Genomic DNA, 24,782 nt, shown 5'->3' with positions numbered 1-24,782 from the left:
GAGCAGTGCGATGTGCTGGATGCCCTCGCCATTGAACTTCATCAGATACTCTTCGATCTGGCCGGAGCCCTTCTTCGACTCCTCGTTCAGCGGGATGCGGATCTTGCCGTCCGGCGCGGTCAGCGCCTTGGACGTGAGGCCGGTGTACTCGCCCTGGATGTCGAAATAGCGGATCTCGCGGAAGTTGAACAGCTTCTCGTAGAAGTTCGCCCAGAACGTCATGCGGCCACGATAGACGTTGTGGGTCAGGTGGTCGATCAGCTTCAGGCCATGGCCGGCCGGATGGCGATCTACACCTTCGACGAATTCGAAGTCGATGTCATAGATCGACTTGCCGTCCTCGAAGCGATCGATGAGGTAGAGCGGCGCACCGCCAATGCCCTTGATGGCCGGAAGCCGCAGTTCCATCGGGCCGGTCGCGATCTCGATCGGTTGTGCGCCGAGTTCCAATGCTCGTGCATAAGCTTTGTGCGAATCCTTGACACGAAACGCCATGCCGCAGGCCGAGGCACCATGTTCCGCCGCAAAGTATGCGGCCGGGCTGTTGGGCTCGCGGTTGACGATGAAGTTGATGTCGCCCTGGCGATAGAGCACCACATCCTTCGAGCGGTGCTTTGCCACCAGCGTGAAGCCGAGCTTCTCGAAGAAGGGCTCCAGCGTGTCGGGCATGGGAGACGCGAACTCGACGAACTCGAAGCCCATCAGGCCCATCGGGTTCTCAAACAGATCAGACATGACTTGGTACCTTGACGCAAATGAGAAAGCTATTCGACGAGCGCGAGCTCTGAGCCGTAAGTCGCGGCACGCTCCGCATAGTTGGCGGCACTGTCCATCAACCGCGCAACGTCTTCATCAGTCAACTGGCGGACCACCTTGGCCGGTGCGCCGAGGGCCATGTCCGTTCTCTCGAGTGTTCGGCCGTTGCTCACTCGGCCGTGATGTTGGCCTTCTTGACCAGCTTTGCGTAGCGCTCCTGCTCGGTCTTGAAGAACTGGGCCGAAGCCTCGGGCGTCATCGGGTTGATGATGTTTTCCTGCTTGGCCATGGCGTCCTTGGTCTCCGGCGTGTTGAAGGCGGCAACCACCGCGGCGTGCAGGCGCTTGACCTCGGCCGGCGGCAGCTTCGCCGGCCCGATGACGGCGAACCAGCCTGAAACATCAACACCAGGGAACCCTTGCTCCGCAATGGTCGGCACATCCGGCAGGGAAGGCACGCGGGTCTTGCCCATCACGCCGATAGCGCGCAAGGCGCCACTCATGAGTTGCCCCTGGACCGCGGGCACTGCCACGACCGCCATTTCGATTTGTCCGCCAAGTACGTCCGCGACCATCGGGCCGACACCCTTGTACGGGATGTGGCGTGCATCGACGCCGGCAGCATCCAGGAACATTGCGCCGCCCAGATGAAGGATGGTGCCGTTTCCTGATGAGCCGTAGTTGTAGCCATCCGGCTTCGCTTTGAGCAGCGCCTGGAGTTCCTTGGCATTCTTGGCGGGGACTTTCGGATTCACTACCAACACGAAGGGGGTCGCGCCGACGACCGAAATCGGCGTGATGTCGTTGATGGCATCAAAGGGCATCTTCTTGAACACGCTCGGATTCACAACGTGGTTGTTCGACACGACGCCCAAGGTCTGACCGTCTGGCGCCGCACGAACAACGACGCTGGTGCCGGTGATGCCGCCGGCGCCCGGCAGGTTCTCGATCACGACGCCCTGGCCGCCCAGCGCCTTCGTGAGGGACGGAGTGGCCGCCCGCATGATGGTGTCGACGCCGGAGCCGGCGCCCACGGGCAAGACCATGCGCAGAGGTTTGTCGGAGGCCTGGGCGAGACAGCCGGTGGCGCTCAATGCGAGGGTGGCAGCGATGAATGCGGTCAGGCCGCGTCGTTGAATCTTGAGGGTCATGGTTTGTCTCCGGGAGTCTTTGGTTGATCTTGGTCTATTCGTGTCAGGCCACGGCGTGGCTGGGCAGGCCTGCGAGGATTTCTTCCGTGTGTTGGCCGATGCCCGGCAGCGCATGCCGCACACCCGGGCGGCGACCGCCCATCAACAGCGGCAGGAGCACCACGTCGGTGGTGTCTCCGTCCTCGCATTCCATCGGCACCAAGCCACCACTGGCCTTCAGGTGCGGATCGTTGACGAGCTGGTCGGGGCGCATGATCGGCGCGTAGGGAATGCCGGCGGCTTCGAGCTTGGGCGCGAGCTCTTCCACGCGGTGGTGCTTGAGGTTCTCGCCGAGCTTCGCCAGCAGGGCCGGGCGAACCGCTACGCGCAGCGCGTTGTTGGCCAGTGCGGGATCGGCGGCCAGTTCGGGCGCCTCGATCACGCGGCACAGCGTGAGGAACTGCTTGTCGCTGACCGCGCCGATGAAGAGCTGCTCGCCATCCGCCAGCGTGAAGACGTCGTACACGCTCCAGGCCGACACACGCGATGGCATTGGCGGCGGCGGCTCGCCCGTCATGGCGAACTGCTGCATGTGCTGCGATGAGAGGAACACGCAGTTCTCGAAGAGCGCGCTCTGCACCTCCTGGCCCTTGCCGGTCATGTCGCGTTCGCGCAGCGCGGCCAGCACGCCGATAGCGCCGAACATGCCGCCCATGATGTCGTTGACTGAGGTGCCGGCGCGCAGCGGCCGTCCGACCGGGCCGGTCATGTACGAGAGGCCGCCCATCATCTGTACCACCTCGTCGAGTGCCAGCCGGTTCTCGTACGGGCCGGGCAGGAAGCCCTTGTGCGTGACGTAGATCAGGCGCGGGTATTTCTTCGACAGCGTCTCGTAGTCGAGCCCGAAGCTGGCCATCAGGCCGGGACGGAAGTTCTCCAGCACCACGTCGCACTGGCCTGCAAGCTCGGCCGCCGTCGCGCGGCCCTCGTCGGTGCCGATGTCGATCACCACGCTCTTCTTGTTGCGGTTGAAGGAGCGGAAGAAGCCGATGCCGAGCCCCGGCAGCTTTCGGGTCTTGTCGCCGCCCGGAGGCTCGACCTTGATGACCTCGGCGCCGAGGTCGGCGAGGATCATCCCGCAGGTCGGACCCATGACCATGTGGGTGAACTCGAGGACGCGGATGCCAGCGAGGGGGAGAGGAGCGGAGGAGGTGGTCATGAAGTGGGTTCTCGGTTTGATCAGGCGTCTTCAGGCAGAAAGGGCTTGGGCCGCTAGGCCGAAAGTCCTGGGCAGGCCGGCCTGCCAGAGCGAGCCATGCAGCGTCTCCCCGGTGAGCCACTCGGCCACCCGGGCACGCAACGCGAGCAGTCGATCGATGTCGATCCCCGTCTTGATGCCCATGCTGCCGAGCATGTAGGCCAGGTCCTCGGTCGAGACGTTGCCACTCGCACCCGGCGCGTGGGGGCAGCCTCCAATCCCGGCCAGGCAGGCATCGAACCGGTTCACGCCGACTTCGAGCGCGGCGTAGACGTTGGCGAGGCCCAGGCCGCGGGTGTCGTGAAAATGTCCGCACCAGAAGCGATCGCCCGCGATCTTCACGGCGTCCTCGAACAGGTCGCGCACCATGCCCGGATCGGCGTAGCCAACGGTGTCGGCCATGCTCACGCGGTCGGCGCCGGCGTCCAGCAGCGCCTGCATCAGGCGCAGCACCTCGCGCTTGTCGACCAGACCCTGCAGCGTGCAGCCGAAGGCCGTGCCGACGCCGCCCTCGATCAGGATCCTGGAGCCAGAGGCATCGCGGGCCGCGCGGATCTTCGCCACCTCGGCCACCACGTCGTCGGGCGTCTTGCGCAGGTTGGCCAGGCTGTGCGCGTGGCTGGCCGAGAGCGGAACGATCATCAGGTCGGCCTTGGCAGCGATGGCGCTCTCGGCGCCACGCAGATTGGGCACCAGTACTGATGTGAACAGGTTCGGCAGCGTCTTGGCGAAGGCGACCAACTCGGCCGAGTCGGCCAGTTGCGGCAGCAGGCGCGCCGGCACAAAGGAGCCGACCTCGATCTCACGCTGGCCGGCCTCGTAGGCGGCGCGGATCCATTCGATCTTTTGCGCGGTCGGGAGGATGGTTGCGATGCTCTGCAGGCCGTCGCGCAGGCCGACTTCGCGGATCACGGCACTGCGCGGCAGGCGGGCAGAAGGAATGATCATGGGTATTTGTCTCCAGGCTCTCGACGTACGGGTGAGACGTCGTAGGGGAGACTGTAGGCATTCCATCTTCAAGCGAAAAGCGGTAAATTGGAACGAGCAGCGTTCCATTTCGGAATCTCACATCGACTCTGCCCATGCACGACCTTGATCTCACCAGTCTTCGGCTCTTCGTCGCGGTCTGCGAGACGCGAAACATCGCGCGCGCCGCTGAACAGCACCACATCGTCGCGTCCGCGATCAGCAAGCGAATTGCCCAATTGGAGAGCACGTTGGGCAATGTGCTGGTGGAACGCAATCGTCGCGGTGTCGCCATCACCGGCGCAGGCGAGATCCTGTTGGAACATGCGCGGGGCATGCTCGCCGGCGCGGACCGGGTCGCGCGCGACATGGCTGCCTTTGGAAAAGGGATCAAGGGCCAGGTTCGTGTTCTCGCCACGGTCTCGTCCATTGCCGAGTTCCTGCCCGACGACATCGCTTCGTTCCTGCAGATCCCCGAGCATCGGGAGATCCGGATCGACATCGAGGAGGCCCTGAGCCGTGATGTCGTCAGCAGCTTGCGAGAAGGCCTGGCGCCTCTCGCAGTCTGCTGGGACGCTGCGGACCTCGAGGGCCTGCAGACACGGCCCTATCGGAACGACCATCTCGCGATCATCACGAGCCCATCGCATCCGATCGCCAGCAAGAAGCGGTGCGCATTCGAGGACACACTCGACTACGACCATGTGGGGCTGCCGGCATCGACAGCCGTCCACACGATGCTCGCGCGCGCTGCCGCCATCATCGGCAAGCCGATCAGCTACCGAGCGGTCGTTACGACCTTCGATGCGTCACTGCGCTGTGTGCGCGCGAACCTCGGTATCGCAGTGGTTCCGCGCGAGGTCGCGGAGCCCGTTGCCTCGACCTATGGACTCAAGGTGCTTCCGCTGACCGACCCTTGGGCAAAACGCAGCTTTGCCATCTGCTTCTATGACGAGAAGCGGCTCTCGCCGGCGGCGAGGGCGCTGGCTGCGCACTTGCAATCTTTGACGACAACGCGCCGGGCTCCCGCTCAACGTCCAGGGTAGCGAAGGGCATTCTGCCGTTCCAGTTCGGCATCTTCCTGCTGCCAAAACATCACTGGTACCGCCAGTTGATGAGGTCTAGAGTGGCTCCCATCAAGGAGACATGCTGCGCCACGCGTCCAGGCGCAGTGGGACACATGACCACATCACTATTGCTCGAGCCGATCGACTTCGGCCCCTACCGACTGCCCAATCGCGTCGTCATGTCGCCCATGACACGTAACCGCTCCCCAGGCGAATTGCCCAACGCGCTCAACGCGGAGTACTACGCGCAGCGCGCGACCGCCGGTCTGATCATCTCTGAATCGACGGCCATCTCGGCCGAAGGCCTGGGTTGGCCTGAGACGCCCGGCATCTTCACGGACGCGCAGCAGGCAGGGTGGAAGCGTGTGACCGAAGGCGTGCATCGCCACGGCGGGCACATGTTTCTCCAGCTCTGGCATTGCGGCCGCAACTCGCATCCATTGACCCAGCCAAGTGGGCAGATGCCGATCGGGCCGTCGGCCGTGCAGCCTTTCGGCACGGTGCGCACGCGCGAAGGCCGACTGCCGCTGCAGGTGCCGCGCGAGTTGCCCGTCGAGGAAGTCGGCCGCCTGATCGATGACTATCGAGCCGCGGCGCGGCGAGCCATGGCCGCTGGCTTTGACGGTGTCGAGGTGCATGCCGGCAATGGCTACCTGCTCGACCAGTTCCTGCGCGACTCGTCGAATCTTCGCACCGACGCCTACGGTGGCTCGCCCTTGAATCGTTGCCGCCTCATGCTCGAAGTGGTCGCTGCCGTGAAGGAGATCTGGGGTGCCGACCGCGTGGGCGTGCGGCTGTCGCCGACCAGCCCGTCCAACTACCAACTCTCCGACTCCGATCCCGGGTTGCTCCTGGCCACGGCCCTGGGTGGACTGAGCAGACTGGGCGTCTGCTACGTGGCCGTGGTCGAAGGGTCGTCGAATGCGCTGCCGCCGACGTGCGAACTCGACTACGCCGGGCTGCGGACCTTGTTCAAGGGCCGGTACATCGCGAACAACGCGTTCACCCAAGCCCGTGCCGAGGAGGTGCTGAGAGAGGGACGAGCTGACCTTGTCTCCTTCGGTCGCCTGTATATCGCGAATCCCGATCTGGTCCGTCGCTTCGCGCTGGATGCGCCGCTCAATCCCTTGAACAACGACAGCATCTACACGCCCGACCACCGCGGGTACACCGACTATCCCGCGATGGCCGTCGAGCCTGCGGCAACGGCCGACCAATGATTCGAAGACACACGAGAGACATCATGAACTTCTTCAAACACCTCGCCTTGCCGGTCTTGATCTGCGCCATTGGCGGCGCAGCCGGTGCCCAGAGCGGACCGTCCGACTACCCGACCCGGCCCCTCACGCTGGTGGTTCCTTACAGCCCGGGCGGCGGCGCGGACGTCATCGCGCGCGCCGTCGCCAAGACGATGAGCGAATCGCTGCGGCAACCGGTCGTGATCGACAACAAGCCGGGCGGCGCGGGCCAGATCGCGGCCGCGTACGTCGCGAAAGCACCGCCGGACGGCTACACGCTGCTGCTCAACGCCGACAGCATCTACACGATCAACCCTATGCTCAAAGGGAAATCTGCCGAAGATGCATTGGCCCATCTGAGTCCGATCGCCAACATCGTTGGTGCGCCCGTCGTGATTGCAGTCAGCGCTACCAGCCCGATGCAGGCGAAGACGCTCAAGGAACTGATCGCCTATGCGAAGCAGAGCAAGACGCCGTTGAGCTATGCCTCGCCCGGCATCGGCACTCCGCATCAACTGATCGCCGAAGCGTTGGGCAAGGCGACGGGCGTCCAGTGGACCCACGTCCCCTACAAAGGCACGGCGAATGCCATGACGGACCTGATCGGAGGCCAGGTCGATGTCCTCTTCGGCATGCCGGCAAGCGTGACGCCGATGGCCGAGGCTGGAAAACTGAAGGTCCTGGCAGTGACTTCCTTCGAACCGTTTCCGTTGCTTCCCGGAACGCCCACTGTGGCGCAGACCTACCCCAAAGTCGGCATGACGACGGTCGACATGGGGCTGGCGGCACCGCGCGGCACGCCCGCGGCGGTCGTCATCCGCTTGCACGACGAGGTCCAGAAGGCTCTCGTCGATGCGAGTGTTCAGCGCGTCATCCAGCAGAACGGCATGGTCGCCTTGCCTGGAACCACCAACGACTACATCACGCGCATGCGAGTCGCCCGTTCGGAGCGAGAGGTGATGATTCGCGACGCCGGGGTGACGTCTGACTGAACTGAACAGGGAGTTGAGTCGGTCGCCGCCTTCGACGATCCGCAGAACGGTTCGGCCGGCGATCCAGCAATGTGCTGTTGCGTGCCCTCGCTGAAAAGTCCGATGAGTTCCTACCATCGGTCCTCGATGGAAAACGGGCTCGGTGGCGCGGATCAATAGGGCGGGTTGACCACCACGTACTGCGATCCCTGCGGTTGGTACCACTGGCTGCCGCACTGCTGGTACACCATGCCGCCGTAGTTGACCGGGACACAGTTGGCCGGCACGGAGCGCACGACGGAGCCGACCACCGCCGAGGTGACCGCCACCGCGGCGCCAACGGCCACCGCGCCCGCGACCGGGTGGTAGTCATTGTCCCAACCGCCGCAGCAATTGTTGTTGCCGCTGACATTCACGTTGACGTTCCGATTGGCGTTGACGTTGGTGTTGGCGTTGACGTTGGTGTTGCGGCTGGCATTGACGTTGTTGGTCCGGTTGGTGTTGACGTTGTTCGCGCTCGTGCTCCGGACGTCATTGGTCCTTGCGTCGGCCCTGGTGTTGTTGACCTGCGCGGCCTGCCTGCCTCCGCCAGCGGCAGCGCCACCAGCGGCACCGGCGCGCGCCCCACCGCCACCGCCTGCGGCATTCGCGCGAGCGCCGCCACCGCCTCCCCCGGCGCTCGCGCGTGCACCTCCCCCACCTCCGCCACCTCCGCCACCTCCGCCTCCTCCGCCTCCACGACCACCTCCACCCCCACCTTCCCGCGCGGCCTCGGCCACAGGGGTCAACGCGAAGCTGAGCAGGGCCAGAACGCTCAGCGGAACCGCAAGCATCTTGCTGAATGATCCTTTCATGGTCGCGCTCCTCTATCTGGCCTTCGCCGGAACAATCTCGATGCGGGTCGCACCCTTGGGCGGGGTGAACCGGAACGTCGCTTCGTTGAACGCCGGCTTCAGGTTCCAGTCCATGAGCGTGATCGACTGCGGGCGCGCGTCATCACTGCGGTTGGTGATCACGAGCTTGCGCGGCAACGGCTTGCTGCCCGTCGTGATCCAGATCTGCCAATCGAAATCGCCCTGGCGAAAGGCGTAGTGCTCGCAGAGACTGTCCCCGATGATGTCCTGCCCTGCATTCATCGCCGAATCGATCTTGTCGACCGGGGCTGCCGGGGTTCCCCAGGTGAACAGGTCGGACAGGGGGATCTCGACGCCGTACCGTTCTTCGAGCTTGCCGACGAGCGCGCTGTTGGACTCGGAGAATTCGACCGTCGAGTAGTACTTCTGAGCGGGTGCATACAGGGTGACCGTGTGGCCGTCATAGATGATTTCGCGCTCGGAGCGAACGGTCCACATGCGGGCGCGAAGCTTGTTCGGACGCGCCGCATCGACCGTCGCGGACGCCGTGTGCATCAGTTTCTGGCCATCGCTCAGGACGCGTTCGCCCGTCAGCGAAGTCGTCGTCCGGAAGCGATCGAGCGTCTGCAGGTAGGCGCCCATGTCCTTCAAGGCCTGGATCGACGCCGGATCGACGGGGTTGGCGGCGGGCGGGGCCGCGGCCGGCGGGGTGGTTTGTGCCCCTGCAATCGGTGTCGCCAGCACGAGGGCGAGCACGGAGGGGACGAATCTTCCGAGTTTCATCTCGACTCCTTGGCGATGAATGGATGCCCCGAAGCGCCTGCCGAATGCCTGCGGCGACTCATCGATCGATCGACAGGGCCACTGCCTCGGTGTAGGTCGCGTGCACCTGATCGCCGACCTTGATCATCTTCAACTGATCGGGATCGCGTACCTTCAGGTCGACCTCGTACTCCGTCCCGCGCAACGTGATCATCTTGGTCTTTCTGTTCACGGCGACTACATTGGCCGTGACTTCGACCTCTCTGCCGAGCGATCCGCCGGGGCGTTCGCCTTTCACTGTCCTGCTGCCGGTGATCGGCGAATCGACCCTGCTGCGAATCTGGTCGCCGTCCTTTACCAAGGTGAGCGTCAACGCCTGTGCGTAGCGCACCGTCACCCGGTCGCCGACCTTGAGCTGTTCGAGGTTGCGCGCCTCGGGACCTATGGCCAGCGGTATCAGCTTGCCATGCGAATCCTTGAGGGTCACGTGGCGGGTCGGGAGATCGATGGCTTCGACGACACCGGTCAGCTTGACCAGTTCCTTGACGGTTCCGGAGCCGGGTTTGGTCGACGCCGTGATCTCTGCGCCGGATTGGTCTTTCGAGATGGCGAGGGGCAGCAAGGTGCCGAGGACCACGGAAACCGTGAGCGATGTCAGGAGCTTCATAAATGCCTTTCTCGACGTGGCGAGCCACGCTGGGAATTGTCGGCATCGCAGCAGCCGCTGTATTGACGTCTGTCAATCCGCGCCGAACTATCGGTCACCTGCCAGCTATGCTGGAGGACATGAATCCCAAGACGCTGCTCGTGGTCTATCACACGATGACCGGCGGCACTGCGCAGATGGCGCAGGCCGCTGCGGAGGGCGCGCGCGACGAGGCCGGCGTGCAGGTGCGACTGCTGCGTGCATCGGAGGCACAGCCGGACGACGTGCTCGGCGCGGACGGCTACATCTTCGCCACGCCTGAGAACCTCGCCGCGATGGCCGGGCTGATGAAGGACTTCTTCGACCGCTGCTACTACGCCGCGCTCGACCGCCTGAACGGCCGGCCCTATGCCACGCTGATCTGCGCCGGCAGCGACGGCCAGAACGCAGCGAGGCAGGTCGACCGTATCGCCACCGGCTGGCGGCTGAATTCCATCGCACCGCCGTTGATCGTCTGCACCCACGCACAGACGCCCGAGGCCATCGCGCGCCCCAAGCAGATCGGCGCGGACGACCTCGCGCGATGCCGCGAGCTGGGCGCGGCGCTCGCGGCCGGGCTGGCACTCGGGGTGTTCTGAGGCCGCGGGCGGTTGCCGGACTTCAGAACCGGTCCGCCAACCCCATCGCCGGATCGCTGACCGAATGTCGGCCGGTCTCGACCCGGCCGGCAAGGCGGCGGTAGAAGCTGGCGTCCGCGTCGCAGGTCACGGCGAAGTCGTACCACTGCCCGCTGCGGTCCAGGCTCCAGCGCATGCTCGTGTCGTCGCCGCCCTTGACGCGAACGGTCCACATGCCATCGCGGTCGCCGTCGTGGTCGCGGCGGTCGTTGTCATGGTCGTCCTTGCCGCCGCCATGGGTGTCGGGCAGCGGGTAGGCCTTGTTCGACTGCACGGTGAAGCGGCAATCGCGTCGACCGTCGTTGCGCAACTGCAGGTAGAGGTCGCCCCGGCGCGCGTCGTAGCCCACGCGGATCTCCGGCTCCGGTGCGCCTTCCGCGCGCAGACGGTTCAGGTCGCCCTTGAACTGGCGGTGAAAGCCGTTGGGGCCGAGCACCCACAGGTCGTACAGGCCCGCGTTGTCGGTCATCGCGGCCCAGTAGTCGCTGAGCTGCTTGCCCGCCTCGACCGCATAGCGGCGCGGCAGGCGGTCCGCCAGGTGCAGCTTGTCGTAGACGTGGAACACGGCGGCGGCCCGGCCGCTGTTGGCGAACAGAAGCTGCACGCGGCCGTTGCGCGAGTCGCTGCGCGCGCTGGCGTGCAGTTCGTAGGGGAGGGCGCGCGACGGGCGCACGCCGGTGGCCTGCACCGGCAGCACGGCGTCGGTGGGCGGGATGATTTTCGGCAGCGCCTGCTGCGCAGCCGTCAGCGCGTCGGCCTGGTCCTTCGTCTTGCGCCCGGCCAGGGTCGGCAGCGGCTCGTCGTTGGGGCGCTCGAAGTTGAAAGCGGTCGTGAGGTCGCTGCAGACGGCGCGGCGGTATCTGCTGATCTGCGGCTCGACGACTCCGAAGCACTTCTCGAGGAACATCAGGGTGGACGTGTGGTCGCAGACCTGCGAGTTCACCCAACCGCCGCGGCTCCAGGGCGAGACCACCCACATCGGCACGCGGGGGCCGGGGCCGTAGGGACGGCCGTCGATGGCGGGTTGGTTGGGGGTTGCCGGCGTGAAGTTGTGGTACTCGACGGCCACGTCGGCATCCGCCATCGTGGTGCCGCCTGCCAGCGAGCCGTCGGGATTGCGCGAGGGCACCGCGGGCGAGGGCAGGTGGTCGAAGAAGCCGTCGTTCTCGTCGAAGTTGATCAGCAGGACGGTCTTGCTCCAGACCTCCGGATTCGATGTCAGCGCGTCCAGCACCTGCTGCACGTACCAGCCGCCCTTCGCCGGGCTCGACGGTCCCGGGTGCTCGCTGTACGCGGACGGCGAAATGATCCACGACACCGCGGGCAAGGTGCCGTTCCTGATGTCGTCGCGGAAGGTTTCCAGGAAGCCGTAGGGCATGGTGTTGCCGAAACCCTTGGCCAGCGGGCTGAGCCCATCGTCGACCGACGCGTCGTAGAACGGCCCCGCTGCGGTGACCGGCTGCGTGATGTCCGTCGCCGCGACGTAGACAGGGCGGCGAGCGACCGGCATCTGCTCGATCGCGGCGCGCCAGTGGCGGAAGCCCATCATTTCGTTGCAGCCGTAGTTGTCGATCAGGCTCTGGTAGACCTTCCACTTCACACCGGCCTTCTCCAGGCGGTCGGCATAGGTGGTCCAGGTCCAGCCGTCGGTGGATGCGCCGATATCGTTGCCGCCGTTGAACTGGTTGTTCAAAGCCGCGACCTGGACCTTGCTGCCGTCGACCGGGCTCGTGCCGTTCGGGCCATTGGTGCCGCTCCAGTAGAAGAGCCGGTTGGCGATGGTGCCGGTGTGCATGCCGCAGTGATAGTGGTCGCACAGCGTGAAAGCTTCGGCCAGGGCGCGCTGGAACGGCACTTCCGCCGTGTCGTAGTAGCCCATCGACAGTGCGTTCTTCGCGTCCGGCCACTTGTACATGCGGCCATGGTCCCATGCCGCCTGCGAATCCGACCAGGTATGGGGCGTGCTGCCGGCGCGTTGGGCGTTGCCCTTGGTTTCGTCGAGGCGGTAGGGGACGTAGGTGGTGGGCGGCGTGGTCTTCGTATAGGTCTGGTGGAAGACGGTCTTGCCGTTGGGCGCCGGGACGGCGAAGCGGTCACCGTAGCCGCGAACGCCCTTGAAGGTGCCGAAATAGCTGTCGAAGGAGCGGTTTTCCTGCATCAGCAGGACGACGTGCTTGACGTCCTTGATGGTGCCGGTGTCGTGATGGGCGGGGATGGCCAGCGCGCGGCGGATGCTCGGCGGGAAGGCGGCGAGGGTGGCCGCGGCGATGCCGGTGCCGGTGGTGCTCTGGAGAAACTTGCGACGTGAGGTCATTGGTGCGTTGGGATGATGGATCGCCGCGGCGATTCGCGGCGTCGCAAGGCTAGGCAACGACCGTGACATTGCCATGTAGCGCAGATGACGTTGCGAGGGGACGACGATGACGCTGAGGGCGGTCAGAGTGGCCGCGATTGTTTCTCCGCGATGAACACTGCAGTTCGTTCTCTGGCGATTTCGTCCGGGCGAATTGCCTCAAACTCTCTTCACAGAGAGAAAAGCTATGAACACGACTTGGAACTTCATCTTGGCCGCCGCGGTCACCCTGGCATCCGCGGCGGGAATCGTCGGCGGTGAGGCCGCAAAGGGCGAACTGCGACTGGCCGAGGCGGCCACGTCGGTAGGTGCCGATTCAGCCGTGTTGGCCTGGCTGAGCGGCGACACGGCCACGGGCAAGACCACCTCGGTGGTGGTCGCCCAATAGGGGCAGCCGGTACAGCCGACCTCAAGCCATCAGTTGAGCCGCTGACCACCGCCCGCGTCGAACAAATGCGCCTGCTCGGCCACGGGGCAGAGCGCCAGCCGGTCACCCGGGCGCACAGCGATGCGCTCGCGAAACGCGGCCATCACAGGCTGCGCGCCAAGGCGTAACGCCACCTGGGTCTCGGAGCCTGTCGGCTCGACCACGATCACCTCCGCGGACGCGCCGCGGCCCGGATCGATCGTGAAGTGCTCGGGTCGCGTACCGTAGAGCACCCGGTCGCCGTGGAGCCCGCGCGAGACCTTTGCCACGGGGAGGCGCAGGCCGTCGTCGGTGAGCACGTGGGGAGCGCCATCGAGCTGAAGCCGTCCCGGGATGAAGTTCATCGCGGGCGAGCCGATGAAGCCGGCGACGAAGGCATTCCGCGGGCGGTCGTACAACTCCAGGGGCGCGCCGATCTGCTCCACCAGGCCATCTTTCAATACGACGATCCGATCGGCCATGGTCATGGCTTCGACCTGGTCGTGCGTGACGTAGACCGTGGTGGTCCCGAGGCGCTGGTGCAGCGCCTTGATCTCGGTGCGCATCTGGACCCGCAGCTTGGCGTCGAGGTTCGACAACGGCTCGTCGAAGAGAAAAGCCTGGGGCTGGCGCACGATGGCCCGACCCATGGCCACCCGCTGGCGCTGGCCGCCGGAGAGCTGGCGCGGCCGGCGCTGCAGCAGTTCGCCCAGGCCGAGGGTTTCGGCCGCCCGTTGCACGCGGCGCGCGATGTCGCCGGCCTGCACGCCCTGGATCTTGAGGCCGAAGCCCAGGTTCTGCGCGACCGTCATGTGCGGGTAGAGCGCGTAGTTCTGGAACACCATGGCGACGTCGCGGTCCCGCGGCGCCAGTTCGTTGATGCGCCGCGCATCGAGCAGGATCTCGCCGCCGTCGATGCTTTCAAGCCCGGCGATCATGCGCAGCAGGGTCGACTTGCCGCAGCCCGACGGCCCGACCAGCGCGACGAAGTCGCCATCGCGGATGTCGATGTCGATGCCGCGGATCACCGGCGTGCTGCCGAATTGCTTGGAGAGATTGCGAACGTTGATGGATGCCATGGTGGGAAATCAGTCCTTGATGCTGCCGGCCGTGAGGCCGCGTACCAGGTATTTGCGGACCAGCACGGTGAAGATGACGACCGGGAACATCACCAGCGTTCCGCTGGCGGCGATCTTGGTCCACTCCCAGCCTTCGTACTGCAGGAAATTGACGATTGCCACGGGCGCGGTGATTGCGTTCGTACGGGTGAGGATGAGCGCGTAGAAGAAGTCGTTCCACGAGAAGATGAAGCACAGCACCGCGGTGGCCGCCAGCCCCGGCGCGGTGAGGGGCAGCGACACCCGCCAGAACGCCTGCCAGACGCCGCAGCCGTCGATCCAGGCCGCCTCCTCCAGCGAGGCCGGCACGGCCTCGAAGAAGGTCTGCATGAGCCAGATGACGATCGCCAGGTTGAAAGTCAGGTAGACGATGGCCAGGCCGATGACCGTGTCCTGCAGGCCGAGATACTGGTAGGCAAGGAAGAACGGGATCGTGAACGCGATCGGCGGCGCCATCCGCGTCACCAGGATCCACAGCGCGATGCGGTCGCGGCCCTTGAAGTCCCAACGCGAGAGGGCGTAGGCGGCGGGCACGCCGATCAGCAGCGAGAAGCCGGTCGACAGCGTGCTGACCAGCAGGCTGTTCCAGAACGACTTCAGGAAATTGCCCCGGAGAAGACTGGTGAAGCCTTCGAGCGTGGGCACGAAGAAGAGGCGCTCGTCGAAGATGTCCGCCGCCGGCCGGAATGCGAGCTGTACCAGCCAGAGAAAGGGCGAAAGCACGAGCAGCAGCAGCACCGAAACGGTGATGGCGCGGGCATGGGCGGACCACCAGGCCAGAAGCCGCGAGCGCTTCGCCGATGGCCTTGCAACGGCAGGCCGGCGAACCGGGCGCTCGTCGCCGGCAGCCGGGCGCGCGTTGCCGCCCGCGTCGATGGCAGGATTAGCGCTTGTCATGATCACTCCAGCCCAGCCGGCCCACCAGCCAGCTCAGGATGAACACGCCGACCAGCATCACCGTCGCGATGGCGCTGGCATAGCCCCAATAGGAGAAGTTGAAGGCCTGGATGAAGCCGTAGTAGTTGGTGACCTCGGTGACGCTGCCCGGGCCGCCGTTGGTCAGCACGTAGATCAGCGGAAAGGCCTTGAAGCTGTCGATGAGCCGGAACAGCCCGCAGACGATGAGCACCGGGCGGATATACGGCAGCACGATGTAGCGGAACAGTTGCCAGCGACTGGCACCCTCCAGCGTGGCGGCTTCCAGCGGGTCGTCGGGAATCATCTGCAACGACGCCAGGACCATCAGCATGGTGAAGGGAAACCACTGCCAGGTGTCGGCCAGCGAGATGGCCCAGAGGGCGGTGTCCGGATTGGCGATCAGCGAACGCACCGGCCAGCCGAGCGCCTCGAGCGAGCGGTGGATCGGGCTCACGTCCGGCGTGTACATGATCTTCCAGATCAGCGCGACCACGATCGGCGGCAGGACCATCGGGATCAGGAACACGGTCCTGGCGCCTTCGAGCACCCGCGACTTTCCGTTCAGCAGCAGCGCAAGGCCAAGCCCGACGCCCAACTGCAGCGCCACGCTGGACGCCGAGAGCTTCAGTTGCACCGCGACGGATGCGAGGAAGCGGTCGTCGTGCAGCAGTTGCCGGTAGTTGACCAGCGGGTCGTCGAAGCGGAAGGTGCCCGAAGGATCGGTGAGCTGCAGCGGCGTGAAGCTCGCCACCAGCAAGGCGGCGGCCGGCACCAGCGTGATCAGCAGCAGGACGATGAGCGACGGCGACAGGCCGAGCAGGAAGGCGCGGCGCCGCTCTGCTTGCCAGTCGCTCGCGGCCATTGCATGCGACACACCCATGGCCTCAGAGCTTCGCGCCGGCGCGCTTGAGCTCCGCGATCGAATTGGCCTGTGCCTGCTGGAAGGCCTGCCTGGCCGAAAGTTGGCCGCTGGCGATCAGCTCGATCGCCTTGTTCAGCTGCTGGTCGACCTGGGGGTAGACCGAGACCGTGCGGTACTTCATGTGGCCGCTCTTGGCAGCCATTTCGATCGACTCGAGCGAGAGCTTCGCCAGATCGTTCCCGTTGATGACCTGCTTCTGGCGGAACTCGGCCGAGTCGATGTCGGAGCGCCGTGCCGGCGAGCCATAGCCCGCGGCGACGGCGCGCCGGGTGGTCTCCTTGCCGAGCGCCCACTGGATGAAGGCCCAGGCCGCTTCCTTGTTCTTCGACCCCGCCGGGATGCCGAGCGCATGCACGGCGGTGCCGGGGAAGCGGCCCGCAGGCCCCTTCGGCAGCGGACCGAACTTCACCGTGTCGATCGTCTTGGTGGTGCTGCGGTCGCCCAACTGGGCCAGGTAGAGCTGGCCTGCGTCCGCGAAGTTCGTCCGGCCCGACTTGAGCGCCTGCGTGACCTGGTCCGGTTGATAGGTGATCGCGCCGTCCGGGCCGAACTCCTTGAGCAGGTTGGCGTAGTACTCGCCCGCGGCGATGGCCTCGGGCGTGTCGAGTGTCGGGAACAGGTCGTCCGGTGCCTTGCGGAACACGTCGCCCCCGAATGCGTGCAGATAGGGCACGAAGGTCCAGCCATAGTGGTTGTCGCTCACGAAGCCGGCGACGCGCTCCTTCTTGTTGACCGCGCGAAGCACCTTGACGAGGTCGTCGGTGGTGTCTGGGAACGCGAGGCCCGCCTTCTGCACGAGATCGAATCGCGAAGAGGCGGACAGCAGCACTTCGGCCGTCCATGGAATCCCATAGAGTTTTCCGTCGCGCCCCGTCTCGGGCGCGCGGGCACCGGGCAGGAAGTCGTTCAGGTCCCAGTCGGCTGCGGTCAGGTTGGGGTTCTTGATGTAGTCGTCGAGCGGCGTCAGCCAGCCCGAGTTGATCCACCGGCTGGTGTAGATGTAGGTGACGTTGACGACGTCGTAGGCCGACCCCTTGGTCGACAGCTCCAGATCGGCGCGCTGGTTGTAGACGGGGAACGAAGGCGCATCGAAGTTGACCTTGGCGCCCGTGAGCGCCTCGAACTCGGGCAACCACTGCTGCAGCAGCTTGGGGTAGGCGGCGCTGAACGTCGAGACATTGAGCGTCACGCCGGAATACTTTTTCGCGCCGGCTTGCGCGTGCGCCAGTCCCGGAAGCAGTGCCGAAGCGCCGAGCGCGGCACCGGCCTGGAGCAGGCCGCGGCGTTGGCGGTCGAAGGTCGGGAATTCTTGTGTCATGGGAGTCGCCGGTTTCAGGCAGTAGCGGAAATGATTTCGTCGATGCGCTCGTCGTTGGTCGCCTCGGGGCGGCTGCGCGTGCGACTGCGCTGGCCATCGAGGCCCACCGCGGTGTCGCCGTGCACGGTCACGCGGCGCACCAGGCGGGGTTGGTTGCCGTAGTCGTTGATCGCGAAGTGCTGCGTCGCGCGGTTGTCCCAGATCGCCACGTCATCCTGCCGCCAGTTCCAGCGCACCGTGTTCTCGAGGCGCGTCACGCGGTTCTGCAGCAGCTCGAAGACGCGTGCCGACTCGGCGCTCGACAGGCCGACGAGCTTCTTGACGAAGTGGCCCAGCAGCAACGCCCGCTCGCCCGATACGGGGTGGACGTGCACCACGGGATGCTCAGCTTCGTAGACGGCGGAGACGAAGACCTTGCGGTGGTGGCGCAGGCGCTCTTCCTCGACCACCACGCGGTCGGCGCCGTAGTCGTAGTCGTTGCTGTGCACGGCCCACAGGCTGTCGGCCAGTTGCTTGAGCTGCGGCGGCAGGCGTTCGTAGGCGAGCGCCGTGTTGGCCCAGACGGTGTCGCCGCCGTAGGCGGGAATGGTCACGCCGCGCAGGATCGAGATCTTCGGAAAGGCATCGACGAAGGTCACGTCGGTGTGCCACGAATCGGCCCGGCCCCCGCCCTTGGAGGCATCGAGTTCGAACAGTTTCGTGCCCTGGGGCGAGGGCACGGTCGGATGCGCCACCGTGCGTCCGAAGCGCGCGCCGAAAGCCTGGTGCGATGCGTCGTCGAGATGCGTCTGGCCGCGGAAGAACAGCACCTTGTGTTTGACGAGGGCGGCGTTCAGTTGGTCGACCAGGTCCTGGGACAGGTCGGCGGTCAGCTTCAGGTTCTGGACCTCGCCGCCGATGTGGCCGGCCACGCGGCGAACGCGCAGGTCGCCAAAGCTCGTATCGATGGAAGAAGGTGCGTTGGTGCTCATCGGGAAACTCTCGGCTATTGGTTGGGATGAATCAGAGCGCGCGATTCTCTGGTGGCAATGCCCATCTCCGAACTACCGAATCGTTTCTTCCAAATGAGTGAATGATCTGAGGGGTGGCCGCCGCTGCGACTCAGGGCCTTATGCGTATTCCGATGAAGGTCGCTCTGAATTCTTCGTTCCCATTGCCTCCGGGCCATCGAAGAATCGTGCACTTTCCGTTGCCCTGGAGCGCACCGCATGTTGCACCGTCAAGCCCTTCTTCGCCTCGCCGCCGCGTTTCTGCTGGCTCCCCTCGTGTCGACCGCCGCACCGGCTGCCGGCGAACCTGTGTGGTTCGGCGTCAGCGGGCCGCTGACCGGACAGAACGCGCAGTACGGCGCGCAGTGGAAGGCCGGCTTCGATCTCGCGCTGGAGGACATCAATGCCAACGGCGGCATCAACGGCCGGCCACTGGCCTACGTGTTCGAAGACAGCCAGAGCGATCCACGGCAGGCCGTCGGCCTGGCGCAGAAGTTCGTGAACGACAAGCGCATCCAGATCGAGCTCGGCGATTTCTCCAGCCCCGCGTCGATGGCCGCTTCGCCGATCTATCAGCGCGCGGGGTTGGTGCAGTTGGGCTTTACCAACTCGCATCCCGATTTCACGAAGGGCGGCGACTACGTCTGGAGCCCTTCCATCAGCCAGGCCGATGCGCAGCCGCTGCTCGCCGATCTTGCCGTCAAGACGCTCGGCTTCAAGCGCGTGGCCGTGCTGTTCCTCAACACCGATTGGGGCCGGACCAGCCGCGACGTGTTCGTGAAGGCTGCGCAGGCACGCGGCGCGGAGGTCGTCATCGCGGAGGGCTACCAACCCGACGAGAAGGATTTCCGCTCCACGCTGGTGCGCGTGCGTGATGCAAACCCCGACGGCCTGGTGCTGATCTCCTACTACCCCGACGGCGCGTTGATCGCAGGGCAGGTGCGCAACGTCGGGCTCAAGCAACCGATCGCCGCGAGCGGTTCGGTCTATTCACCCAAGTTCATCGAACTTGGCGGCGCCGCCGTGAACGGGATCTACACCAACACGGCGTTCTTCCCTGACGAGCCGCGCGCCGAGGTGCAGGACTTCGTCAAGCGCTTCCGCGCGAAGTACGGCAAGGAGCCGGATGCCTTCAACGCCTATGCCTACGACGCCGCCGTCATCGCGGCCGCGGCGTTGCGCGAAGCGGGCCCGGGTGGCGACCGCAAGGCGGTGCGCGATGCCTTCTACAAGATCAGGGACGTGCCGAGCGTGGTCTTCGGCAAGGCCAACTTCGATCCCCAGACGCGTCGCGTGATCGGTGTGAAAAGCGTCGACCTCGTCGTGAAGGACGGCAAGTGGGCGCTTGGCGACGTGAAGAGCAGGGCGGCCGTCGCCTCTGTTCGTTGAGATTGCGAAGCCCGCGGTCCGCATGCACTCCTCGTTCGCTTCGTTCTTCGACTACACGGTCAACGGCCTGATCATCGGCAACATCTATGCGCTGCTGGCGGTCGGGCTGGCGCTGATCTTCGGCGTCTCGCACCTCATCAACTTCGCGCACGGGTCCGTCTACACGGTCGGGGCCTACATCGGCTGGGCCGCGATCACCTTCCTGCACACGCCGCTGCCGCTCACCATCGTGCTGGTGATGCTGGGCTCGGGCGCGCTCGGCATGCTGATCGAGCGCGTCGGCCTGCGTCCCCTGCAGGGCGCGGCACGCATCGCGCCGCTGCTCGCAACCATCGGCATCAGCTTCGTGCTCGACATCCTGGTGCAACTCATCGCGAGCCCCGACCCGCGTTCGCTGCCCACGCAATTGCCCGACTGGCGCTTGCGGATCGGCACCGGCACCATCGGCGCGCTGGACCTCCTGATAGCCGGCATCGGCCTGAGCAGCGCGGCGCTTCTCTTCGGATTCCTTCGCTTCACCAAGCTTGGATGGGCAGTGCGCGCCACCGCGCAGGACCGGGACGCCGCGCAGCAGATGGGCGTGGATGTGAACCGCGTGAACCAGAGCGTGTTCGCCGTCGCTTCGGCGCTGGGCGGCCTGTCGGGCCTGCTGGTCGGCATGTACTACAACAACATCAGCCCAGCCATGAGCTTCCAGGCCACGCTGAAGGGTGTGGTGGCGACGGTGGTCGGTGGTGTCGGAAACGTGCCGGGCGCGATCGTCGGCAGCATGCTGCTGGGCCTGACGGAGAGCTACGGCGTCGCCCTGTTCGGAACCCCGTACCGCAATCTATTCGCCTTTGTCCTGCTGCTGCTGATCCTGGTATGGAAACCGAACGGCTTGTTCGGCCGCAAGCGCGCGTTGCCGCCGGAGCCGCTCACCGGCACTTTCATCGCTCCGAGCAAGCCCTGGCGTGTGCCGCCCTGGCTCCTGGCGGCACTGTTCGTGGCGGCTGTGCTGCTCCCGCTCTTCGATCCGTCGCCGTACGTTCTGCAGACCTTGACCAACTCCTGGCTCTATGCGGCGTTGGCGCTGAGCCTCACGTTGGTGGCGGGCACGATCGGCCAGATTTCCTTGGGGCACGCCGGGTTGCTCGCCATCGGCGCGTACGCGTCGTCGCTGCTCGTGCTCGATCTGCACCTGCCGGTCGGCACCAGCATCATTCTGGCGGGGCTCATGACCGCGGTGCTCGGCACCGCCCTGATCTTTCCGGCATTCCGGCTGCGTGGGCACTATGTGTCGATCGCGACGCTGGGCATCGGCGAGATCGTGGCGCTCACCATCCTGAATTGGGAAAGCCTGACGCGCGGCCCCATCGGCGTCTCGGGCATTCCGCCACTCTCGCTGTTCGGCCGGGACGCCTCTTCGAACAGTGCCTTCTACTGGGCCGCGTTCGGTGCAATGGTGCTGCTCGCGCTGCTGCAGTGGCGTCTGCTGCGTTCGCATCTGGGGCGCACTTTCCGGGCCGTGCGCGAGGATGAGGTGGCGGCACGCGCCTACGGCGTGAGCCCCGACCGCTACAAGGCGCTGGCCTTCGGCTTCGGCGGCTTCGCGGCCGGCGTGAGCGGCGCCTTCACGGCGCACCTGTACTCGTACATCAACCACGAGACCTTCACCTCGCAGATATCCATCCTCGCGCTGACGATGGTGATCCTCGGCGGCCTCGGCAATATCAGCGGCGCCTTGCTCGGCGCCGTGGCGCTGGTGAGCCTGCCCGAGCTGTTCCGCGTCACGGCCGAGTACCGCATGCTGATCTACGGCATCGCGCTGCTGCTCCTCATCCGCTTCCGCCCGCAGGGATTGCTGGGCACCGTCTGAACTCCATCACACAGGACACGTACCATGAGCCACCTCAACGACTACCTTACCGAGAAGCGCGCCGCGGTGCTGGCTCGCAATGCCGCCATCGAAGCCGGCAGCGCACAGCCGCTCCAGCTCAAGGCCCATGTGCGCGCCGAAGGCCGCAGCGGCGTGCGCCGGCTGCGCATTCGCGATCACCAGGTCATCAGCGACAGCCCGCCCGATTTCGCGGGCTACAACCTCGGGCCCAGCTCGCCCGAACTGCAACTCGGCGTGCTCGGCACCTGCGTCACGCACATCTTCCTGATCCAGGCGGCGGAGCGACAGGTTCCGCTCGAAAGCCTCGAAGTCGAGGTGACCGGCATCATCGACCCGCGCGGCGGCAAGCCGGGGCATGAGCAGACGCCGATCTGGCCACACGAGATCGGCTACACGGTGCACATCGATTCACCGGCGAGCCGCGAAGACATCGACGCGCTGTTCGAGGCCGTCGAGCGCAACTGCCCGATCCTCAACCTGCTGCGCAATCCGCAGTCGATCCGTGCCGAGGTCAAGCTGGTCGATTCGAAGGCCGAGGCGGCGAATGCCGGCCGGAAGGAACCGGATGCCCTCGCTGCTTGAGATCTCCAGATTGACGCGACGCTTCGGCGGTCTCACCGCGGTCAACGCGGTCGACCTGCAGGTGGGCGAGGGCGAACTGGTCAGTGTGATCGGGCCCAATGGCGCGGGCAAGACGACGCTGTTCAACCTCGTGACCGGCCTCGACCAGCCCGACGGGGGCAGGGTGCATTTCGAAGGTGAGGACATCACCGGCTGGCCGGCGACACGGCTCGCGGAGCGCGGGCTCGCGCGAACCTTTCAGCACGGGCGCGTCTTCGCCAACCTCACGGTGCTCGACAACGTGCTGGTCGGCGCCCACACGCGGCTGCGCGCGGTGAAGCCGCGCATGGGCGGCGTGCCGGGCGTCGCGGCGCTGGCCGAGCTGGCAATGGCGTTGGTACACCCACCCTCGGTCACGCGCGAGGAGAAAGCGCTGCGCGAAGAGGCGCTCGCCATCATCGCGCTGTTCGGCGAGCGGCTCGCGCCGCGCATCGACCATCCTGCGTACAGCCTCTCGTACGCGAACCGGCGCCGCGTTGAGATCGCACGTGCGCTCGCGTTGAAGCCACGCCTGCTTCTGCTCGACGAACCCACGGCGGGCATGAACGAAAGCGAGACGGCCGAAATGCTCGAGATCATCCGAACGCTCAAGGCGCGCGGACAGACCATCCTGTTGATCGAACACAAGCTCGACCTCGTGATGCAGCTTTCGGATCGCGTCGTGGTGCTCGATGACGGCAGCAGGATTGCAGAAGGCCCGCCGGAAGCGGTGCGCAACGACCCCCGGGTGATCGAGGCCTATCTGGGTCATCGTCATGTCGGCAGCGCGCTGCGAGAGGCGGTGGCAGCATGAGCGTGCTGGCCACGACGATCGCCCGCACGGGTCTTGCACCGACGTCCGGATGGGGCGGAAGCCGGGACGAGGGCGCTTCCGGTCTGCCCGCCAGGTCGCAAGGCGAGGGCGGCAGGCATGCGTTGCTCGAACTCCGGCAGGTCAACAGTTTCTATGGTCCGGTGCAGGCGCATTTCGACCTCGACCTCGAAGTGCATCCCGGCCAGATCGTGAGCCTGCTGGGCGGCAACGCCAGCGGCAAATCGACCACGATGAAGGTCGTGCTGGGCCTGCTCAAGCCACGCTCGGGCCAGATTCGCTTCGACGGGCAATCGATCCTTGGTCTCGGCACGCCGCAGGTGATCCGGTGCGGCATCGGATCGGTGCCGGAGGCGCGCCGCCTGTTTCCGGCGATGACCGTGCGCGAGAACCTGCTCATGGGCGCCTACGCACGCAACGACCGCAAGGGCGTGGCCGAAGACCTGGCCCGCATGCTCGAACTCTTCCCGCGCGTGGCCGAACGCATCGAGTTCCAGGCGGGCACCCTGTCGGGCGGCGAGCAGCAGATGGTGGCGATGGCGCGCGCGCTCATGGGCCGGCCCAAGCTGCTCTGCATGGACGAGCCGACGATGGGCCTGTCGCCGCTGTACGTCGACAGGGTGCTGGAGCTCATCGCACGAATCAACGGGCAGGGCGTCTCCGTCTTCATGGTCGAGCAGAACGCGAGCCTGGCGCTGCAGATCGCGCACTACGGCTACGTGCTGCAGACCGGGCGCATCGTGCTTCAGGGTTCCGCCAGGGACCTGCTGGCCGACACGCGCATCCGCGACGCCTACCTCGGGGGCGGCGATGCCGCCCGGACCGCCTCCTGAAAGACTTGCCTCATGACACTTCAACTCGACCACATCGTCATCGCCGTCACCGACCTCGAAGCGAGCATCGCCGACTACACGGCACTCGGATTCAACGTTCAACGCGGCGGCGACCATCCCGGCCGGACGACGCACAACGCGCTCGTGGTCTTTGCCGACGGCAGCTACTTCGAGCTGATCGCATGGAAGTCCCCGGCACCCGAAGAACGCTGGTGGCAAGTGCTGCAGCGCCACGGTGAAGGCATCGTGGACTTTGCGCTGCTGCCGACCAGCACGGCCGAGACCGTGAAAGCAGCCGCCCGCCGCRGTCTCGTGCTGGACGGCCCGCTCGACGGCGGACGCTTGCGGCCCGACGGCGAGCGCCTGCGCTGGCAGACGGCACGGCCGCCATCGTCGGATCTTCCCTTTCTGTGCGGCGACATCACGCCGCGCGGCCTCCGCGTGCCGGAAGGCGATGCCCGTGTCCATCCCAACGGCGCGACCGGCGTGGCCAGCCTGGCGATCGCGGTGCGCGATCTCGATGCCACGCTCGGGCGCTACGGGGCACTCCTCGGTGATCCGGAAACCGCCGGATCCACGCGCGTCGGCAGCGCAGTCGCATTGCCCGGGGGACGCGCACGACTGGCGTTCATCGAACTTGGCGACAGCACGCTGGTGCTGTCTTCGACGCGCGGCGCACAGGCAGGCGTGGACGTCGAAGGCGAGGGCATCGACCCGATCGGCGCGCGACTGGCGCTGCACGGCGAAGGACCCTTCGCCGTCGTCCTTCGGACTTCGCTGGCCGGCGCGCCCCTTTCGCCGGACCTTGCGCGCACGCATGGCGCGAGCATCGAGTTCGAGGGGCGCGGCCAACCGCCGCGCCAGCACGCGGCTTCGGCCAGACCCGCCTTCCTTTGATCAG

General features: G+C 65.9%; 25 protein-coding genes. 11 read left to right on the top strand and 14 right to left on the bottom strand.

From position 1 onward, the window contains the following. The 5 genes from AC1D3B_RS21190 to AC1D3B_RS21170 form a co-directional block, all read right to left on the bottom strand. A partial coding sequence (locus tag AC1D3B_RS21190) for a 4-hydroxyphenylpyruvate dioxygenase family protein (RefSeq protein WP_478192642.1) occupies positions 1 to 735 on the bottom strand: 735 nt, incomplete at its 3' end. A gap of 29 nt (positions 736 to 764) precedes the next feature. Continuing rightward, positions 765 to 896 carry a hypothetical protein gene (locus AC1D3B_RS21185; RefSeq protein WP_478192641.1) on the bottom strand — a complete coding sequence of 44 codons (132 nt, stop codon included), beginning with the start codon at positions 894 to 896 and terminating at the stop codon, positions 765 to 767. 29 nt (positions 897 to 925) lie between these two features. Continuing rightward, complete coding sequence (locus AC1D3B_RS21180) at positions 926 to 1,906, bottom strand: Bug family tripartite tricarboxylate transporter substrate binding protein (RefSeq protein WP_478192640.1); 981 nt, start codon at positions 1,904 to 1,906, stop codon at positions 926 to 928. Positions 1,907 to 1,949: 43 nt separating this feature from the next. Then, a complete protein-coding gene (locus AC1D3B_RS21175) occupies positions 1,950 to 3,104 on the bottom strand; it encodes a CaiB/BaiF CoA transferase family protein (protein WP_478192639.1) in 1,155 nt (384 codons plus the stop codon). Positions 3,105 to 3,134: 30 nt separating this feature from the next. Further along, positions 3,135 to 4,091, bottom strand: coding sequence for a hydroxymethylglutaryl-CoA lyase (locus AC1D3B_RS21170; RefSeq protein WP_478192638.1), 957 nt, complete (start codon positions 4,089 to 4,091; stop codon positions 3,135 to 3,137). A gap of 134 nt (positions 4,092 to 4,225) precedes the next feature. Between AC1D3B_RS21170 and AC1D3B_RS21165 the strand changes: the two genes are divergently transcribed. From AC1D3B_RS21165 to AC1D3B_RS21155, 3 genes are all read left to right on the top strand, one after another. Continuing rightward, the gene (locus AC1D3B_RS21165) at positions 4,226 to 5,155 is read left to right on the top strand and encodes a LysR family transcriptional regulator (RefSeq protein ID WP_478192637.1); all 930 of its coding nucleotides are present in this window, start codon (positions 4,226 to 4,228) and stop codon (positions 5,153 to 5,155) included. Positions 5,156 to 5,289: 134 nt separating this feature from the next. Continuing rightward, entirely contained in the window at positions 5,290 to 6,396 is a 1,107-nt protein-coding gene (locus AC1D3B_RS21160) for an alkene reductase (RefSeq protein WP_478192636.1), read from the top strand. 23 nt (positions 6,397 to 6,419) lie between these two features. Next, positions 6,420 to 7,406 carry a Bug family tripartite tricarboxylate transporter substrate binding protein gene (locus AC1D3B_RS21155; protein ID WP_478192635.1) on the top strand — a complete coding sequence of 329 codons (987 nt, stop codon included), beginning with the start codon at positions 6,420 to 6,422 and terminating at the stop codon, positions 7,404 to 7,406. 152 nt (positions 7,407 to 7,558) lie between these two features. Here AC1D3B_RS21155 and AC1D3B_RS21150 read toward each other — a convergent pair whose 3' ends face one another. Genes AC1D3B_RS21150 through AC1D3B_RS21140 form a run of 3 tightly spaced genes read right to left on the bottom strand, consistent with a single transcriptional unit; the run spans position 7,559 to position 9,668 of the window. Next, positions 7,559 to 8,239 (bottom strand): hypothetical protein, encoded by a 681-nt coding sequence (locus tag AC1D3B_RS21150; RefSeq protein ID WP_478192634.1) that lies wholly within the window; start codon positions 8,237 to 8,239, stop codon positions 7,559 to 7,561. 12 nt (positions 8,240 to 8,251) lie between these two features. Beyond that, the gene (locus AC1D3B_RS21145) at positions 8,252 to 9,022 is read right to left on the bottom strand and encodes a DUF2092 domain-containing protein (RefSeq protein WP_478192633.1); all 771 of its coding nucleotides are present in this window, start codon (positions 9,020 to 9,022) and stop codon (positions 8,252 to 8,254) included. Between the two features lie 58 nt (positions 9,023 to 9,080). Next, positions 9,081 to 9,668 (bottom strand): hypothetical protein, encoded by a 588-nt coding sequence (locus tag AC1D3B_RS21140; RefSeq protein WP_478192632.1) that lies wholly within the window; start codon positions 9,666 to 9,668, stop codon positions 9,081 to 9,083. A 119-nt stretch (positions 9,669 to 9,787) separates the two neighbouring features. Here AC1D3B_RS21140 and AC1D3B_RS21135 point away from each other — a divergent pair, with 119 nt between their 5' ends. After that, complete coding sequence (locus tag AC1D3B_RS21135) at positions 9,788 to 10,285, top strand: flavodoxin family protein (protein WP_478192631.1); 498 nt, start codon at positions 9,788 to 9,790, stop codon at positions 10,283 to 10,285. A gap of 22 nt (positions 10,286 to 10,307) precedes the next feature. Here AC1D3B_RS21135 and AC1D3B_RS21130 read toward each other — a convergent pair whose 3' ends face one another. Further along, the gene (locus tag AC1D3B_RS21130; RefSeq protein WP_478192630.1) at positions 10,308 to 12,638 is read right to left on the bottom strand and encodes a phosphocholine-specific phospholipase C; all 2,331 of its coding nucleotides are present in this window, start codon (positions 12,636 to 12,638) and stop codon (positions 10,308 to 10,310) included. Positions 12,639 to 12,864: 226 nt separating this feature from the next. Between AC1D3B_RS21130 and AC1D3B_RS21125 the strand changes: the two genes are divergently transcribed. Continuing rightward, on the top strand, positions 12,865 to 13,065 hold the full coding sequence (locus AC1D3B_RS21125) for a hypothetical protein (RefSeq protein WP_478192629.1): 201 nt from the start codon (positions 12,865 to 12,867) through the stop codon (positions 13,063 to 13,065). 29 nt (positions 13,066 to 13,094) lie between these two features. Here AC1D3B_RS21125 and AC1D3B_RS21120 read toward each other — a convergent pair whose 3' ends face one another. From AC1D3B_RS21120 to AC1D3B_RS21100, 5 genes are read right to left on the bottom strand one after another with little or no spacing between them, the layout of a single operon-like run. Further along, positions 13,095 to 14,162: an ABC transporter ATP-binding protein gene (locus AC1D3B_RS21120; RefSeq protein ID WP_478192628.1), complete on the bottom strand. Its 1,068-nt coding sequence runs from the start codon at positions 14,160 to 14,162 to the stop codon at positions 13,095 to 13,097. 9 nt (positions 14,163 to 14,171) lie between these two features. Next, positions 14,172 to 15,098 (bottom strand): carbohydrate ABC transporter permease, encoded by a 927-nt coding sequence (locus AC1D3B_RS21115; protein ID WP_478192627.1) that lies wholly within the window; start codon positions 15,096 to 15,098, stop codon positions 14,172 to 14,174. Then, positions 15,085 to 15,999 (bottom strand): carbohydrate ABC transporter permease, encoded by a 915-nt coding sequence (locus AC1D3B_RS21110; RefSeq protein WP_478192626.1) that lies wholly within the window; start codon positions 15,997 to 15,999, stop codon positions 15,085 to 15,087. The genes AC1D3B_RS21115 and AC1D3B_RS21110 overlap by 14 nt, the downstream gene beginning before the upstream one ends. A gap of 4 nt (positions 16,000 to 16,003) precedes the next feature. After that, complete coding sequence (locus tag AC1D3B_RS21105) at positions 16,004 to 17,359, bottom strand: ABC transporter substrate-binding protein (protein WP_478192625.1); 1,356 nt, start codon at positions 17,357 to 17,359, stop codon at positions 16,004 to 16,006. A gap of 14 nt (positions 17,360 to 17,373) precedes the next feature. Continuing rightward, a complete protein-coding gene (locus tag AC1D3B_RS21100; RefSeq protein WP_478192624.1) occupies positions 17,374 to 18,330 on the bottom strand; it encodes a TauD/TfdA dioxygenase family protein in 957 nt (318 codons plus the stop codon). A gap of 237 nt (positions 18,331 to 18,567) precedes the next feature. Between AC1D3B_RS21100 and AC1D3B_RS21095 the strand changes: the two genes are divergently transcribed. Genes AC1D3B_RS21095 through AC1D3B_RS21070 form a run of 6 tightly spaced genes read left to right on the top strand, consistent with a single transcriptional unit; the run spans position 18,568 to position 24,778 of the window. Continuing rightward, positions 18,568 to 19,737 carry an ABC transporter substrate-binding protein gene (locus AC1D3B_RS21095; protein ID WP_478192623.1) on the top strand — a complete coding sequence of 390 codons (1,170 nt, stop codon included), beginning with the start codon at positions 18,568 to 18,570 and terminating at the stop codon, positions 19,735 to 19,737. Between the two features lie 22 nt (positions 19,738 to 19,759). Continuing rightward, entirely contained in the window at positions 19,760 to 21,595 is a 1,836-nt protein-coding gene (locus tag AC1D3B_RS21090) for an ABC transporter permease (protein ID WP_478192622.1), read from the top strand. A gap of 24 nt (positions 21,596 to 21,619) precedes the next feature. Continuing rightward, positions 21,620 to 22,198 carry an OsmC family protein gene (locus AC1D3B_RS21085; RefSeq protein WP_478192621.1) on the top strand — a complete coding sequence of 193 codons (579 nt, stop codon included), beginning with the start codon at positions 21,620 to 21,622 and terminating at the stop codon, positions 22,196 to 22,198. Continuing rightward, entirely contained in the window at positions 22,182 to 23,030 is an 849-nt protein-coding gene (locus tag AC1D3B_RS21080; protein WP_478192620.1) for an ABC transporter ATP-binding protein, read from the top strand. The genes AC1D3B_RS21085 and AC1D3B_RS21080 overlap by 17 nt, the downstream gene beginning before the upstream one ends. Next, positions 23,027 to 23,881, top strand: a complete 855-nt coding sequence (locus AC1D3B_RS21075) for an ABC transporter ATP-binding protein (RefSeq protein ID WP_478192619.1) — start codon at positions 23,027 to 23,029, stop codon at positions 23,879 to 23,881. Before AC1D3B_RS21080 ends, AC1D3B_RS21075 begins: the two co-directional genes overlap by 4 nt. 12 nt (positions 23,882 to 23,893) lie before the next feature. Beyond that, on the top strand, positions 23,894 to 24,778 hold the full coding sequence (locus AC1D3B_RS21070) for a VOC family protein (RefSeq protein ID WP_478192618.1): 885 nt from the start codon (positions 23,894 to 23,896) through the stop codon (positions 24,776 to 24,778). Positions 24,779 to 24,782 lie beyond the last annotated feature (4 nt).

Source organism: Variovorax sp. P5_A3, from assembly GCF_056400665.1.
The sequence above is the reverse complement of the archived record's forward strand: the minus strand, read 5'-3'. Positions and strand labels throughout refer to the sequence as shown.